Annotated in this window: 11 protein-coding genes and 1 pseudogene; 7 read left to right on the forward strand and 5 right to left on the reverse strand. The window is 41.3% G+C overall.

Annotated elements, in window-relative coordinates; all coding sequences use genetic code 11:
- Positions 1 to 42 precede the first annotated feature (42 nt).
- Genes FJR71_RS04030 through FJR71_RS04045 form a run of 4 tightly spaced genes read left to right on the forward strand, consistent with a single transcriptional unit; the run spans position 43 to position 4,550 of the window.
- Positions 43 to 1,353, forward strand: a complete 1,311-nt coding sequence (locus FJR71_RS04030) for an HD domain-containing protein (RefSeq protein ID WP_140814167.1) — start codon at positions 43 to 45, stop codon at positions 1,351 to 1,353.
- Complete coding sequence (gene yidA, locus FJR71_RS04035; RefSeq protein ID WP_140814168.1) at positions 1,343 to 2,152, forward strand: sugar-phosphatase; 810 nt, start codon at positions 1,343 to 1,345, stop codon at positions 2,150 to 2,152. Before FJR71_RS04030 ends, yidA begins: the two co-directional genes overlap by 11 nt.
- On the forward strand, positions 2,152 to 3,366 hold the full coding sequence (locus tag FJR71_RS04040; RefSeq protein WP_140814169.1) for an aminoacyltransferase: 1,215 nt from the start codon (positions 2,152 to 2,154) through the stop codon (positions 3,364 to 3,366). Before yidA ends, FJR71_RS04040 begins: the two co-directional genes overlap by 1 nt.
- 8 nt (positions 3,367 to 3,374) lie before the next feature.
- Positions 3,375 to 4,550, forward strand: a complete 1,176-nt coding sequence (locus FJR71_RS04045) for an aminoacyltransferase (protein WP_140814170.1) — start codon at positions 3,375 to 3,377, stop codon at positions 4,548 to 4,550.
- 234 nt (positions 4,551 to 4,784) lie between these two features.
- Here FJR71_RS04045 and tpiA read toward each other — a convergent pair whose 3' ends face one another.
- The 4 genes from tpiA to ftsW form a co-directional block, all read right to left on the reverse strand.
- Positions 4,785 to 5,543 (reverse strand): triose-phosphate isomerase, encoded by a 759-nt coding sequence (tpiA, locus tag FJR71_RS04060; RefSeq protein ID WP_006595928.1) that lies wholly within the window; start codon positions 5,541 to 5,543, stop codon positions 4,785 to 4,787.
- Positions 5,544 to 5,706: 163 nt separating this feature from the next.
- The gene (gene tuf / locus FJR71_RS04065) at positions 5,707 to 6,903 is read right to left on the reverse strand and encodes an elongation factor Tu (protein WP_048689446.1); all 1,197 of its coding nucleotides are present in this window, start codon (positions 6,901 to 6,903) and stop codon (positions 5,707 to 5,709) included.
- Between the two features lie 312 nt (positions 6,904 to 7,215).
- Entirely contained in the window at positions 7,216 to 10,041 is a 2,826-nt protein-coding gene (ppc, locus tag FJR71_RS04070) for a phosphoenolpyruvate carboxylase (protein WP_140814171.1), read from the reverse strand.
- Positions 10,042 to 10,069: 28 nt separating this feature from the next.
- The gene (gene ftsW, locus FJR71_RS04075; RefSeq protein ID WP_140814172.1) at positions 10,070 to 11,308 is read right to left on the reverse strand and encodes a cell division peptidoglycan polymerase FtsW; all 1,239 of its coding nucleotides are present in this window, start codon (positions 11,306 to 11,308) and stop codon (positions 10,070 to 10,072) included.
- Between the two features lie 256 nt (positions 11,309 to 11,564).
- On the opposite strand from ftsW, the pseudogene FJR71_RS04080 reads away from it, so the two are divergent.
- The 3 genes and pseudogenes from FJR71_RS04080 to FJR71_RS04090 all read left to right on the forward strand — a co-directional run bounded on the left by FJR71_RS04080 (position 11,565) and on the right by FJR71_RS04090 (position 13,626).
- Positions 11,565 to 12,428: pseudogene (locus FJR71_RS04080) on the forward strand (GH25 family lysozyme).
- An 86-nt stretch (positions 12,429 to 12,514) separates the two neighbouring features.
- Positions 12,515 to 12,988: an aminoacyl-tRNA deacylase gene (locus FJR71_RS04085; protein WP_048689458.1), complete on the forward strand. Its 474-nt coding sequence runs from the start codon at positions 12,515 to 12,517 to the stop codon at positions 12,986 to 12,988.
- A 14-nt stretch (positions 12,989 to 13,002) separates the two neighbouring features.
- Positions 13,003 to 13,626 (forward strand): histidine phosphatase family protein, encoded by a 624-nt coding sequence (locus FJR71_RS04090; protein ID WP_140814173.1) that lies wholly within the window; start codon positions 13,003 to 13,005, stop codon positions 13,624 to 13,626.
- A 36-nt stretch (positions 13,627 to 13,662) separates the two neighbouring features.
- Here the strand turns inward: FJR71_RS04090 and lysS are convergent, their stop codons facing one another.
- Positions 13,663 to 15,153: a lysine--tRNA ligase gene (lysS, locus tag FJR71_RS04095; protein ID WP_061564191.1), complete on the reverse strand. Its 1,491-nt coding sequence runs from the start codon at positions 15,151 to 15,153 to the stop codon at positions 13,663 to 13,665.
- Positions 15,154 to 15,209 lie beyond the last annotated feature (56 nt).

A 15,209-nucleotide genomic window follows, 5' to 3' on the forward strand; every position in this document is an offset into this window, starting at 1 on the left:
CTCTCGATACCAATTTAGGCCGTTTTCTGCTATAATAGAGGCATGAATGAAAAAGTATTTCGGGATCCTGTGCACAACTATATTCACGTGGATCACCCAGTCATTTACAAGCTCATTAATACAAAAGAATTTCAACGACTACGTCGCATCAAACAGTTAGGAACCTCTGGGTTTACCTTTCATGGGGGCGAGCATAGTCGTTTTTCGCACTGTCTAGGAGCCTATGAAATTGCTCGGCGCATCCTATCAATCTTTGATGAGAAATACACCGACCAATGGGACTCAAGCGAATCCCTTCTCACCATGGTTGCCGCCTTGCTCCATGATATCGGACACGGCGCTTATTCGCATACCTTTGAAGGGCTATTTGATACTGATCATGAAAAAATGACCCAGGAAATTATTACCTGTCCTGAAACAGAAATCTACCAGGTATTAATTCAAGTAGCACCAGACTTCCCTCAAAAGGTAGCCAGTGTTATCGACCACACCTACCCTAACAAACAGGTGGTGCAGTTAATCTCTAGTCAGATTGATGTCGATCGCATGGATTACCTTCTAAGAGACGCCTACTTCACTGGGGCTTCTTACGGTAATTTTGATTTAACTCGTATATTGCGTGTCATTCGCCCAGTAGAAAACGGAATTGCTTTTCAGGTAAATGGGATGCATGCGGTTGAAGATTATGTTGTTTCTCGCTACCAAATGTATATGCAGGTCTACTTTCATCCAGCCACCAGAGCAATGGAAGTCCTTTTGCAGAACCTGCTCAAGCGGGCACGTCATCTCTACCTTGCGCATAAAGAGTTCTTTCAAGTGACTTCTCCTCGACTGATTCCTTTTTTTGAGCACCAAGTTAGCCTGGCCGATTACTTGGCTTTGGACGACGGCGTTATGAATACCTACTTTCAATCTTGGATGGAGAGTCCTGACTCCGTACTCTCTGATTTGGCCCAGCGTTTTATCAATCGCAAGGTTTTCAAATCCATTCTCTTTCAAGATAAGGATGAAGAACAATTAGCTGCTCTCAAACAATTGATTCAAGAGGTCGGTTTTGATCCAACCTATTATACGGCTATTCATCGAAACTTTGACCTTCCTTACGACGTTTACCGACCAGATTCAGAAAAACCTCGTACTCAAATTGAGATCATCCAAAAGGATGGAAATTTAGCTGAGCTATCCCTTCTTTCTCCTATCGTTGCTTCCTTAGCCGGTAGCAGACAAGGGGATAATCGCTTCTATTTCCCAAAAGAAATGTTGCTTGAAAATAGCTTGTTTACACCTCAACTACAATTATTCCAGTCCTATATTGTTAACGATACCTTTACAGGAGAAAAAGATGAACATTAAACTCGTTGCACTTGATATCGATGGGACCCTTTTAACATCTGACGGCCAAGTAACCCCCGAAGTTTTTCAAGCCATCCAAGATGCCAAAGCCCAAGGGGTCCATGTTGTCTTAGCAACTGGTCGTCCTCGTTCGGGTGTTCTTCGATTGTTAGAAGAACTTCATTTGAATCAACCAGGTGACCTCGTCATCACCTTCAATGGAGGACTGATTCAAGACGTCCATACTGGCGAAACGCTCTATGAGGAACACCTCTCCTACAATGACTATTTAGATATTGAAGCACTCGCTCGTAAATTAGCGGTTCCTATGCACGCTAGTACCAAGTCTGGCATTTATACAGCCAATCGTAACATTGGTACCTATACCGTTCATGAAGCCAAATTGGTCCACTCAGATCTTTTCTACCGGACTCCTAAAGAAATGGAGCAGCATACGGTGCTCAAATGTATGTATGTCGATGAACCGGAAGTCTTAGAAAGAATCATCTCCTCTATTCCAGATAGTTTTTACGACCGTTTTACGATTGTTCGTTCTGCACCTTTTTACCTTGAGATTTTGCCTAAAACAGTTGATAAGGGTCAGGCCCTCTTACACTTAGCGTCCAAGTTAAACCTAAGTCCAGAACAAGTGATGGCGGTCGGCGACCAAGAAAACGATCAGGCCATGCTAGAAGTTGCTGGTCTCCCAGTCGCGATGGACAATGCTAGTCCTGAATTAAAAAAGATTGCGAAAGTTGTTACGCGATCCAACGATGAGTCGGGTGTTGCTTACGCCCTTAGAAAGTGGGTACTCCATTAATGTATACTTACAAAATCGGCATTACTGCCGAAGAACATGATGAATTCGTTAAAACTAGCCCCCAAACCAATTTGCTTCAGAGCGCCGATTGGGCAAAAATCAAGGACAACTGGGGCAATGAGCGCCTTGGCGTTTACCAAGATCACAAACTAGTCGCTGTCGCAAGTATTTTAATCCAGCCACTTCCACTTGGTTTTACCATGCTCTATATCCCACGTGGACCTATTATGGATTACCAAAATAGCGAATTAGTAGCCTTCATGCTCCAATCCATCAAAACTTATGCTAAAAGCAAGCATGCTGTCTTTGCCAAGTTTGATCCCTCTCTTTTCCTAAGAAAAGGATTAATCGGCCAAGAAACAAGTGATCAAGAGGCCACTTTAGCGATTATCCAATCCTTAAAAGAATGTGGAGCGGAATGGGTTGGACGGACAGAAGACATGGGAGAAACTATTCAACCACGTTTCCAGGCCAATATCTACAAGGAATACTTCACTGAGGACCAACTGTCCAAATCCACCAAGCAAGCCATTCGGACTGCTCGAAATAAAGGTGTCGAAGTCATCTTTGGAGGCACTGAACTCTTAGACGAATTTGCAGCTCTGATGAAAAAGACAGAAGCACGAAAAGGCATCCATCTTCGTGGAAGAGACTATTATGAGAAACTGCTAACAACCTATGCAGGACAATCTTATATCACTCTATCAAGAATTAACTTGGCTCAACGTCTTGCTTCACTCAAAGAACAGCTGGAAAAAAACCAAGCCGAAGCTAGTCGTTTTAACGAAAAAACAAAACCAGGCAAGATCGATAATAACCGTCAAGAAAAAGAACGCTTAGAAGAAGAAATCCAATTTCTCCATCAAGAGCTAAAAGCAGGCCAAGAGATTGTTTCTCTTTCTGGAACTTTAACTCTTGAATTTGGAGGCACTTCAGAGAATGTCTACGCAGGAATGGATGAGAACTTCCGCCGCTATCAACCAGCTATTTTGACTTGGTATGAAACAGCCCAGCATGCCTTTGACCGTGGAGCTACTTGGCAAAATATGGGAGGAGTTGAGAACCAGTTAGATGGAGGACTCTACCACTTCAAGTCAAAATTTAATCCAATGATCGAAGAATTTGTTGGCGAATTCAACCTCCCAACTAGCATGCTATATCCCCTTGTTAACAAGGCCTATCAATTACGAAAAAAACTAAGAAATAAACAGTAAGGTGACCTATGACATTCAAGATTATTAGTAGGGAAGATTTTTACCAACACTCTCTTACTACTTCCAATCACTCTTTTTTACAGAGTATTGAAATGGCTGATTTGCTTCATAAAAGAGGCGCAACCATTCACTATATTGGATGGGAAGAGCAAGGAACATTAGCTATCTCTGCCATTTTATACAGCCTACCTATGACGGGAGGCCTGCATTTCGAAATCAATAGCGGGCCAATCGTTACAGATACTCGTTACCTACCAGATTTTTACAAAGCAGTACAGGCTTATGTAAAAGAAAATGGTGGCATCGAATTCATTTTAAAACCCTATGACCACTATCAAGTTTTCGATAGCAATGGCAATCCGACTGAAGAAGAGCAAAAACAGCTTCTCCAATCATTACTGGATCTTGGCTATCAATTTGATGGCTTACAAGTTGGCTATCCTGGAGGAGAGCCTGTTTGGCATTATCTGAAGGACCTCACTAATTTCGATGCCAAATCTCTCCTAAAATCCTTCAATAAGAACTGTAGCCGGAATATCACGACTGCCCTCAACTATGATATTTCCATTCGAAATATTAGGAGAGAGGAAATCCCTCAGTTTAAACAAATTATTGAGGAAACTGGAAAACGTCAAGGCTTTGAAGACAAGAGTCTGAACTACTACTACGATCTCTATGATACCTTTGGAGATAAGGCAGAATTTCTCATTGCTGAAATCAATACAGCTGATGCACTCGCTTATTTAGACCAGAAGATTTCCTTGCTCAATCCTTCATCCAAACAATATGAGCAACAATTGCAAAAATTAGAGAAACAAAAGACAATTGTCCGGGAAACCTTGGCTAACGAAACAGTTGAAACAGTGCCCTTGGCCTGTGCCCTGATCATTTATAATCCATCAGAAGTGACCTATTTGTTTGGCGGTTCGTATACCAAATACCAGAAATTCTCTGCAGCCTTCTTGATTCAATACCATGCCATGAAGCGTGCCCTAGAAAAAGGAATCACCTTATACAATTTCCTAGGTATTCAAGGGGTCTTCGACGGCTCAGACGGCGTTCTTCGTTTCAAACAGAACTTTAATGGCTACGTAGTCCGTAAGATGGGAACCTTCCGTTATTACCCAAATCCTCTGAAATTCAAAGCCTTGTCCCTGATCAAACGAATCTTAGGACGCTCATAAAAAACAAAGAGGCTGGGACAAAAGAAGTCCTAGCCTCTCAATCGTCTTTGGATTGTCGAGCAAGACGCAGTGGTTGAGTGGGCTATATACGCTGATTTCATCAGCTTTTACAGCCCTACTCAACTGTGCGGAGGTGGGACAACGAAATCGAATTCTAACGAATTACCGATTTCTGTCCCACTCTCTTTTAATACAAGAAAAAGACGAGAAATCTCTCGTCTTATTCTTGTTCGATTAGTTTACGAAGTTCAACAATGCCAAGAAGCTTTCTGGATCAAGTGATGCACCACCAACAAGAGCTCCATCAACGTCTGGACAAGCCATGTATTCAGCAACGTTTTCAGGTTTCACTGAACCACCGTATTGGACACGTACTTTGTCAGCTACTTCTTGACCGAAGTCAGCAGCTACAACGTCACGAACCACTTTACACATTTTTTGTGCATCGTCTTGTGATGCAGATTTACCAGTACCAATCGCCCAGATTGGCTCATAAGCGATAACAGATGCAGCTACTTGCTCAGGAGTCAAACCAGCCAAAGCAGCAGATACTTGAGCACCTACGAATTCAGCCGCTTTACCAGCTTCGTAAGTTTCAAGACTTTCACCACAACAGATGATTGGAAGCAAACCATTAGCAAAGATAGCTTTTGCTTTTTTGTTGATGTCTTCGTCTGTTTCGTGGAAGTAATCACGACGTTCTGAGTGACCGATTACCACGTAGTCCGTACCGATTTCTTTCAAAACTTGTGGGCTAGTTTCACCAGTGAAGGCACCAGCGTTTTCAAAGTAACAGTTTTGAGCAGCAACTTTAAGGTTTGAACCTTTAGCAGCAGCAAGAACAGTTGTCAAGTCAAGTGCAGGAGCTGCAATCCCAGCTTCAACAAGATCAGATGAAGGAAGTTTTGATGCTACTGCTTCAACAAATGCTTTTGCTTCTTCTGGGTTTTTGTTCATTTTCCAGTTACCAGCAATAAATGGTTTACGTGACATTTCACATACCTCGTTTTTCTAATTTTATACTAACTATTTTACCATAATTTTCGTGATAATGAAAGGTTGCACAAACTCTTTTACTTTTTAAAACAATAAAAACCCCGTCTTCACGGGGTTTTCTGTCTGTCTATATAATTGTTAATCTGGGAACTAGATCGAATTAAGCTTCGATTTCAGTAACCATACCTGAACCAACAGTACGTCCACCTTCACGGATAGAGAATGTAGTACCTTGTTCAACGGCGATTGGGTGGATCAACTCAACGTCGATAGTCACGTTATCACCAGGCATTACCATTTCAGTACCTGCTGGAAGTTCGATAGATCCAGTTACGTCAGTTGTACGGAAGTAGAACTGTGGACGGTAGTTGTTGAAGAATGGAGTATGACGTCCACCTTCTTCTTTAGAAAGGATGTAAACTTCACCTTTAAATTTAGTGTGTGGGTTGATTGAACCTGGTTTAGCGATAACTTGTCCACGTTCGATTTCATCACGTTGGATACCACGAAGAAGCACACCAACGTTGTCCCCTGCAAGACCTTCGTCAAGTTGTTTACGGAACATTTCAACACCAGTAACAACCGCTTTTTGGATTTCTTCTTTAATACCAACGATTTCGATTTCGTCGTTGACTTTAACGATACCACGGTCGATACGTCCTGATGCTACAGTACCACGTCCAGTGATTGAGAATACGTCTTCGACTGGAAGAAGCAATGGCTTGTCAGTATCGCGTTCTGGTTCTGGGATGTACTCATCAACAGTGTTCATCAAGTCCATGATGATGTCTTCGTATTTAGCATCACCTTCAAGAGCTTTAAGAGCTGAACCTTGGATAACTGGAAGGTCATCACCTGGGAAATCGTATTCTGAAAGAAGGTCACGGATTTCCATTTCAACCAACTCAAGCAATTCTTCATCGTCAACCAAGTCAACTTTGTTCATGAAGACGATCAAGTGTTTAACACCAACCTGACGTGAAAGAAGGATGTGCTCACGAGTTTGTGGCATTGGTCCGTCAGTTGAAGCTACTACAAGGATAGCTCCGTCCATTTGAGCGGCACCAGTGATCATGTTTTTAACGTAGTCCGCGTGTCCTGGAGCGTCGATGTGAGCGTAGTGACGTTTTTCAGTTTCGTACTCAACGTGCGCAGTGTTGATAGTGATACCGCGTTCGCGTTCTTCTGGAGCAGCATCGATAGACGCATAGTCTTTAGGTTGGTTAACTGATGAAGGCAAGCGACGTGCCAAAACAGTTGTGATAGCTGCAGTTAGGGTAGTTTTACCGTGGTCAACGTGTCCGATAGTACCAATGTTAACGTGTGGTTTACTACGATCGTATTTTTCTTTTGCCATTTGAGTAAAAGCCTCCAATAAAATATATTTTATAGATAGACAGTAGGCAATACAGTCTAACTTTCCTTACTATTTTATCAAATTTCGTCTAAATTGCAAGTGTTTTACTAGCTTTTTTTCTTATTTCTTTTTTCTTAAAGGAATTTATCCAAATGAAAGTTTGTGAAATCTCCTTTCCACTTCTTTTTTGAAATAAACAGCTAGATATTTCATTATTTGTGACCTATTTTACGTGTTTTTTCACAATCATTTTCACTTTATTCCAGTAAAAAACCAATCCCTTTAATCGAGATTGGTTTTAAGGGTTCACGATTAACCAGAATTACGCAATCCTGTCGCGACACCATTGATCGTGATATGAATCAATTTGTCCTGATCAGTAGGCAATTCGCCACGTCTCTGGCGTTTAATTAATTCTAATTGAATATAGTTCAGAACATTAAAGTATGGCATACGATAATCTAAACTATCTTTTAGATAAGGGTTCTCAGCTAAGAGTTCATCATGACCTTCAATCTGTAAAATAACATCCTTAGTCAATTGCCACTCGTCCAGGATAATATTGAAGATGTCACGAACCTTCTCTTCCTCACACAGCTTGGCGTATTCAAAAGCAATGTTCATATTGGCTTTTGAGAGCACCATGTCTACGTTTGAAAGAAGAGACTTGAAGAATGGCCATTTTTGGTACATATAACGCAAGGTTTCAATGTTTTCAGGATCTGCATCAATAAATTCTTTAAAGCTAGACCCTACACCGTACCAACCAGGGAACATCACCCGGCTCTGTGACCATGAGAAGACCCAAGGAATGGCACGCAAGCCACCGATTTCTTTGATAGTCTTTCGGGCTGCTGGACGGGAACCAATATTGAAACTAGAAATAGCCTTAATCGGACTGGATTCGAAGAAGTAATCATAGAAATGGTCATTGCCAAACACCAGTTCACGATAAATATCGTAGCTACGATTGACAATCTGATCCATTATCTCATTGTACTGATCGGACATGCTCTTTTCACTCTTCTGCTTAGCAATCATCCGGTTAATCGTTGCAGATACCAACATTTCCAAGTTGTAATAAGCTGCATCCTTGTTCCCATATTTATTGCCAATAACCTCACCTTGCTCCGTCAAACGAATGCGGTCATTAATGGATCTCAATGGTTGGGAGGTGATGGCTTCATAAGTTGGACCGCCCCCACGACCAACTGTTCCACCACGGCCATGGAAGAAGGTAATCTTCACACCAAACTCGTCACCAATCGCTGTTAATTGTTGCTGGGCCTTATAAAGAGTCCAACAAGAAGATAGATAACCACCATCTTTGTTACTATCTGAATAACCAAGCATAATTTCTTGGTAGTTATTCTTAGAAGCAATCCAGCGTTTAGCAATTGGAAGTGATAGATACTTTCTCATTGTATCTTCAGATTGATCCAAGTCTTCGATGGTCTCAAAGAGGGGAACAATTTGCACACGTGCGCTTTCCTTGTCAATTAGTCCCACTTCTTTCAACATGATAGCCAACTCAAGCATATCCGATACACTGGTTGCGTGAGAAATAATGGTTTGGCGAATGACATCTTCTCCTAAGCGGTCTTTTAATTCACGCGCTGTTTGGAAAATAGCTAATTCTTTTTCAAGCAATTCTGATTTTTCTGCATGGGTAGCAGATAAAATCCGAGGATCTTCTAACAACTCTTGTAAAAGCAACTCGCACTTTTCGTCTTCTGACAAATCACTATAATGGTCATTGATTCCAGCTTCTTTGAGAAGTTCCGCAACACAGGCTTCATGGACACTCGAATCTTGACGCATATCGATCGAAGCCAAGAAGAATCCAAAGACTTCTACTGCTTCTAATAACTCAGCAAACTCACCTGAGATTAAAGCCTCTGCCTTATTTTCAATCAATGATTCTTGAATAAGGTTCAAATCCTGTTTAAATTCTTCAACTGTTTCGTAATAAGGAGGACGATCTTCTGCCAACTCTTGGATAGCTCCACTGATGCGATTACCAATATAATCAGAAACCACTCCTTGTTGATGGGTGTGAGCACCGAGAAGACGTTCAACCGGATGACGGTCATCTACTGTTGAGCCAACGACAGACCATTCCTTAATATTCAATAAGGTTTGGACCAACTTGGATTGAATATAATGGAAGGCCCGACGGTAAGGCTCCTTCTCTCTAAAGACAGATGTATCACTGGAACGGGCTGCCATCTCTTCAACCGCTTGACTGGTTTTTGAAAGATTGGTAGAGAGGGAGAAGTTCCGATAAAGACTAGAGATTTTCTGAATATAATAGTTCAGAATGACTTCACTTTGAATCGTAGCTGATCGCTTCAAGGTCTCTGCAGTTACAAAAGGATTCCCATCCCGGTCTCCACCGATCCACATTCCCATCGTAATCGGTTTGGGGTGTTGCAACTCAATCCCTTGCTCTTTGGCAAGACGTTTGTATTCCAACATTAAGTTGGGAACAGCCTGAAGGAAGGAGCTATTATAGTATTCCATGACGTTGGTAATCTCATTGGTTACCTTGAGTTTCTTTTCACGGATCATATCGGTTTGCATCATAATTTCAATATTACGACGCAAATTATTGTACCATTTGGTCTCGTTCATCAAGCCAGCTTTTACATCCCGGTGTTGGCGCAAAAGACTGTGAATGTGAGTGGTTAAGTCCAACATGGTTTTCCGTTGTACTTGAGTCGGATGAGCGGTCAATACCGGTACCACATTGAGGTGTTCCAAGATTTCCTGAGCATTTTCAGTCTCAGCCACCTGGCGAATGGTGGACGACAGTTTTCCAAGATAGTCTTGACCCACATTATTTTGATGATTGATTTCAAAAGCCAAATCGACATCTTCAGAGATATTAATCAACAAGGGGAGAATGGCAAAGTAGCGAGAAATCACGGTCATCTCTTCATTTGATAGCTCTTTGACAATTTGATCCAATTTTAAATAGTCTTTTGAAACAGATAGTTTTTTCAATTCAAGAATCTTATCAAAGGTTTCTGGACTCACCAAATTTTTAGCAATATCTTCTAAAATAGTGGTTAAAATCTCTGCTTCTTCTTTGATAATTTCTTTGTTGGTATAGCTCTCTAGTTTTTGTAAAGTCATGATAACTCCTTTCTTTACTCACACCGGTTTAGTAATAGCTTTGAATTTTCTGAGGCTTCTCGTAAGAAGGGGCCTCTTGAGTAGCTAGGGCGCGCTTTTCACTCGCATCAATATTCAAGACAAGGGCAATCGCAATGGATAAGACCCACAAACTATTTCCTCCTTGTGAAAGGAAGGGGAAGGTCACCCCTGTCGAAGGAATCAGCCCAGAAATCCCACCAATGTTGATGAAAGTTTGGGTCAGGAGCATCCCTCCTATACCAATCGCCATCATCGAATTAAAAGGATCTCTTGCCCGAATCCCGACAAGAATAATGCGCAAAATTAAGAAGAACAACAAGGCTAAGATGAGACTAGCTCCCACAAAACCAAGTTCTTCAATAACGATTGAAAAGACAAAGTCTGTATGAGCTTCTGGCAAGTACCCTTGCTTTTCAATCGAATTTCCAAGTCCAAGGCCAAACCAGCCCCCATTACTCATGGCGTAATAAGAATTGGCTAGTTGATGTCCCGAATCTGATAAATCATTAAAGGGGTTGTAAAAAGCACTGAATCGTTTCGCTACATATCCAAAGACAGGGATTTTAGAGAAACTCTCTACCCCGATAAGCTGAATAGAATAAAGAAGAACGGTTGAACCTCCTACTAGGATAGCTAATAGGCTTGAAAACCAGCGGTAAGCTATCCCACTTGCACTAATCATAATTAAGGTTGTCAGTGCAAGAATGGTCGCATTTCCTAAGTCTGGCATGATGACCACAATAGCAATCAGGAAGAGCACCATCCAACGCCAATCCGACAAATCTCGAGGAAGCCATTGATTGTGGGTTAACGCTTGGTAATCATATCGTTGAATTTCTTCTTGCTTTTTAGAGAAGACCAAGGCCAAGTACCAGACGATGATAATCTTCAAATACTCAGCTGGCTGAATAGAGAAACCTCCAAAACTCAACCATCCATGCGCACCATTCACCGTATCTGTGATGAAACGCGATAGCAAAAGAAGGATCGTCTCAGCTATAATGAAAATTCCGATGAAGCCCTTTTTCTTAAGGACATTTAATTTCACCTTATAGGTAATCAGAATAGTGATCAAACTTAGAACAAAAAAGATCCCCTGGCTTCTGATCATCCCGAAAGGACTAAGCCCTTTTTGGATGGCTAAGGCACTCGTTGTCGAGTAGACTACTATCAATCCCAATACTGACAAAAGGAGGTAAGGGATCAGGATCGAATAGTTTAAAAAATGACGTTTTTCTAATTTCATGTAACACCCATACTTCTAATTTTCAAATTTCATTATATCACCTTTCAATAGTAAAAAAAAGGAAAGACCAAATAAGATTCGGTTTTCACTTTCAAAAGATGATCAAACAAACCAGTCTGACTCTTATTTCTACTCCAACTATTGTGAGGAAGCAAAGAAAATCGATCCTCTGATTCACTATCATATCATCTTGTTTTTCCTGTTTTCAGGCCCTTTGTTTTGCCTTTTTCCGTCTTTTACGGTAAAATGATTCTGTATGAGAAAAAGGATTAAACCAATTGTCCTCTTTGTCTTTTTCGCAAGTATCTTTTCCTTTTTGGTAATTTCTAAAACAGTAGCAGATATCCAAAGAAATCAACTTGCTAAAAACAAGACCCTACAAGAGGCAAAGAACACCAATCAAACAAAAATCCCATCTTCCTCTTCTTCTGACTCAGTTGAAGAATTAGATCAAGAATTTTTGAATCGACCAATTATCGATATCTCTGGTTGGCAATTGCCAAGCGAGATTGATTATGATCTTTTAGCACAAAATGTTTCCGGAGTCATTGTTCGAGTTCATAGTGGAGCTCAAGCTAAAAAAGAAAATGCCGCGACTTATTTAAATGGAATAGACAAATAATACGAAACTCATATTAAAGAGTTTCAAAAACGAAATATTCCAGTTGCGGTATATGCTTACGTAGCTGCCAAGGACAAAAAAGAAATGGAAAAGGAAGCAGAAGAGTTCTATCAGGCATCCAAAAAATACAAACCAACCTATTATTGGCTGGATGTAGAAGAAAAAACGATGGGTGATATGAACGCTGGCGTGGAGGCCTTCCGTGCCAAGCTAGAATCATTGGGAGCCAAAAATATCGGAATCTATATCGGGACCTATTTCATGGAAGAACATAGTATCTCCACTGATAAATTTACCGCCCTCTGGATTCCAACTTATGGTCATGATGACGGCTACTACAATGCAGCACCATCTACTGATGACGAGTATGATCTTCATCAGTACACCTCTCAGGGACAATTGAATGGTTTCACCCACTACTTGGACTTGAACCAGATTGCTCCTACACAAAATCGAGAAAAAATCTACCGAAAACTATTTACTGTAGAAAAGAATTAAAAGAGGCAACTGCCTCTTTTTCTCTTGAACGGAAACTCAAATAGTATGATATAATGTTAGGAAATTAAGAGAAAGAGAAGAGTGAGATGGCAAAAAAACAAAAAGTAAAAAAAACATTGGTTGAACAAATACTGCAGAAAGCGAAAATCGACCATACAGGATTGCAAATCAATGCTCTTGAGGGAATCATCCCAGAAGGAATTACGACTGATCAAATCTATAAGACACTGGCTCTAACAGGTGATAAAACTGGTCCCGTCATTGGGATTGTTCCCATCTCTGCCCACTTATCCGAAAAAAAATTGGCTAAACTATCTGGCAATAAAAAAGTTAGTATGATTCCGCAAAAAGACTTAGAAAAGACGACGGGCTATGTTCATGGGGCCAATAATCCTGTTGGTATCCGACAAAAACACAACTACCCTATTTTTATTGACCAGTCTGCCCTGGAACTCGATCAGATGATTGTCTCTGCAGGTGAAGTTGGTCATAGCATTCAAATCAAGGCGCAAGATTTAGCTGATTTTGTCAAGGCTAGCTTCGAAGACTTAGTCGAGTAAAGGATAAAACCAATATGAAATTATATTTTGTCCGTCACGGACGTACTGAGTGGAATGAAGAGGGACGTATCCAAGGGGCAAATGGTGACTCTCCGATTTTAGAATCTTCCATCCAACAGTTAAAAGCCTTGGGCCAGCATTTATCTCAAACATACTTTGATGCAGCTTATTCAAGTGACTTGCCTAGAGCTGTCCATACTGCTCAAATCATTCTCGAGCAAAATCAACATCCTATCTCCCTCCAAGAGACTCCTGCTCTACGGGAATGGTGGCTTGGTAGGTTAGAAGGTAGAAAAATTGTGGAGTTGAAGGCTCTCTATCCGGAGGAAATGAAGGCCTTTCGTCATAATTTAGCTGAGTTTCACCACGATATTTTCGGAGCAGAATCCGTTGAAGAAACCACCCAACGGACCGAAAATTTTATCAAAAGTTTAAAAGACAAGTCTGGCGAGGCCATTCTAATCGTTGGCCATGGCGCTAATTTAACCGCTTCTATTCGGACTCTTCTAGGCTATAAACCAGAGGAACTCCGTAAAAATGGCGGACTCAATAATGCTAGTGTGACGATTCTAACAACAGATGATTTTGAGCACTATCACTTAGATACTTGGAATGATACTTCTTATTTAAAAGACTAAAAAACACTGATCTTGCGATCAGTGTTTTCTTTTATTTTATTTCATAGTTGGGAAGAGCAATACGTCACGGATAGTAGTCGTATCAGTAAGGAGCATGCAGAGACGGTCGATACCGATTCCCAATCCTCCTGTTGGTGGCATACCATATTCAAGAGCTTCTACATAATCGTAGTCAATTCCAGTTGCTTCGTCGTCTCCCAATTCTTTGGCGCGTGCCTGCGCTTCGAAACGTTCCAATTGGTCGATTGGATCGTTCAATTCTGTAAAGGCATTAGCATATTCCTTTGTCATGATGAAGAGCTCGAAACGATCTGTGAAACGAGGATCTTCGTCATTCTTCTTAGCCAATGGTGATACAGCTACAGGGTGTCCATAGACAAAGGTTGGTTGTGTCAAGGTTTCTTCCACATATTCTTCGAAGAAGGCATTGATAATATGCCCCACTTCAGTGTAGTGTTTTTCAACTGGCACATGTTTTTCTTTAGCAAGGGCTACTGCTTCTTCAAAGCTCATTTCCTGCCAGAAGTCAACACCAGCAATTTCCTTGATCGCATCCACCATGTGGACACGTTTGAATGGTTCATTGATCTTGATTTCAGTTCCCTGATAGTCAACTGGACCATCCCCATGAATGGCTTTCGCAGCATGTTGGATAATCCCTTCCGTCAAGTCCATAATATCTTGGTAGTCAGCGTAAGCTTGGTAGACTTCGATGGAAGTAAATTCTGGGTTGTGGGTAGCATCCATTCCTTCATTACGGAAGATACGTCCGATTTCATAGACGCGTTCCATCCCACCAACGATCAAGCGTTTCAAGTGAAGCTCGGTCGCAATCCGAAGTACCATGTCAATGTTTTGAGCATTATGGTGAGTGATAAACGGACGCGCAGATGCTCCACCAGCTTCATTGTGAAGAACAGGGGTTTCTACTTCAAGGAAGCCTTGACCATCCAAGTAACGACGGATTTCTGAAATGATTTTCGAACGGGTTACAAAGCGGTTAAAGCTTTCACGGTTCGAAATCAAATCCAAGTAGCGTTTGCGGTAGATGGTTTCCACATCAGACAAGCCATGGAATTTTTCAGGCAAGGGACGAAGGGCTTTAGACAAGTGTGTGATGTGAGTAGCTTTGATGGAAAGCTCACCCATATCGGTCCGCATCACTTCTCCTTCTACCCCAAGGAAATCTCCAAGGTCAGCCTTTTTGAAAATTTCATAATTTTCTTCACCGACCGCATCTTTACGAACGTAAATTTGGATTTGACCTTCACGGTCTTGAAGGTGGGCAAAGCCAACCTTCCCTTTCCCACGTTTGGTCACGAGACGGCCTGCAATAATGGCCGTTTCGTTCAAGTCATGAAGTTGTTCTTTATCTAATTCTGAATATTTTTCTTTCAATTGACCAGAATCTGCAGTTCGTTCGAATCGCTTTCCAAATGGGTCGATTCCTTGTTCACGAAGGGCCGCCATCTTTTCGCGACGGACAATCTGCTGGTCATTTAATTCTTCCATATGTTCAGTAGTCATTTGGAACCTCCTAAGTTATTCTCCCCTATTTTATCATATTTGACGGGGAAATACAC

Origin of the sequence: Streptococcus xiaochunlingii (assembly GCF_006385805.1) — a bacterium.
Classification (GTDB): domain Bacteria; phylum Bacillota; class Bacilli; order Lactobacillales; family Streptococcaceae; genus Streptococcus; species Streptococcus xiaochunlingii.

Excerpts from the sequence above, each read along its gene's own strand:
- FJR71_RS04030 (WP_140814167.1), top strand. The coding sequence starts at position 43 with ATGAATGAAAAAGTATTTCGGGATCCTGTGCACAACTATATTCACGTG.
- yidA (WP_140814168.1), top strand. The coding sequence starts at position 1,343 with ATGAACATTAAACTCGTTGCACTTGATATCGATGGGACCCTTTTAACA.
- FJR71_RS04040 (WP_140814169.1), top strand. The coding sequence starts at position 2,152 with ATGTATACTTACAAAATCGGCATTACTGCCGAAGAACATGATGAATTC.
- FJR71_RS04045 (WP_140814170.1), top strand. The coding sequence starts at position 3,375 with ATGACATTCAAGATTATTAGTAGGGAAGATTTTTACCAACACTCTCTT.
- tpiA (WP_006595928.1), bottom strand. The coding sequence starts at position 5,543 with ATGTCACGTAAACCATTTATTGCTGGTAACTGGAAAATGAACAAAAAC.
- tuf (WP_048689446.1), bottom strand. The coding sequence starts at position 6,903 with ATGGCAAAAGAAAAATACGATCGTAGTAAACCACACGTTAACATTGGT.
- ppc (WP_140814171.1), bottom strand. The coding sequence starts at position 10,041 with ATGACTTTACAAAAACTAGAGAGCTATACCAACAAAGAAATTATCAAA.
- ftsW (WP_140814172.1), bottom strand. The coding sequence starts at position 11,308 with ATGAAATTAGAAAAACGTCATTTTTTAAACTATTCGATCCTGATCCCT.
- FJR71_RS04085 (WP_048689458.1), top strand. The coding sequence starts at position 12,515 with ATGGCAAAAAAACAAAAAGTAAAAAAAACATTGGTTGAACAAATACTG.
- FJR71_RS04090 (WP_140814173.1), top strand. The coding sequence starts at position 13,003 with ATGAAATTATATTTTGTCCGTCACGGACGTACTGAGTGGAATGAAGAG.
- lysS (WP_061564191.1), bottom strand. The coding sequence starts at position 15,153 with ATGACTACTGAACATATGGAAGAATTAAATGACCAGCAGATTGTCCGT.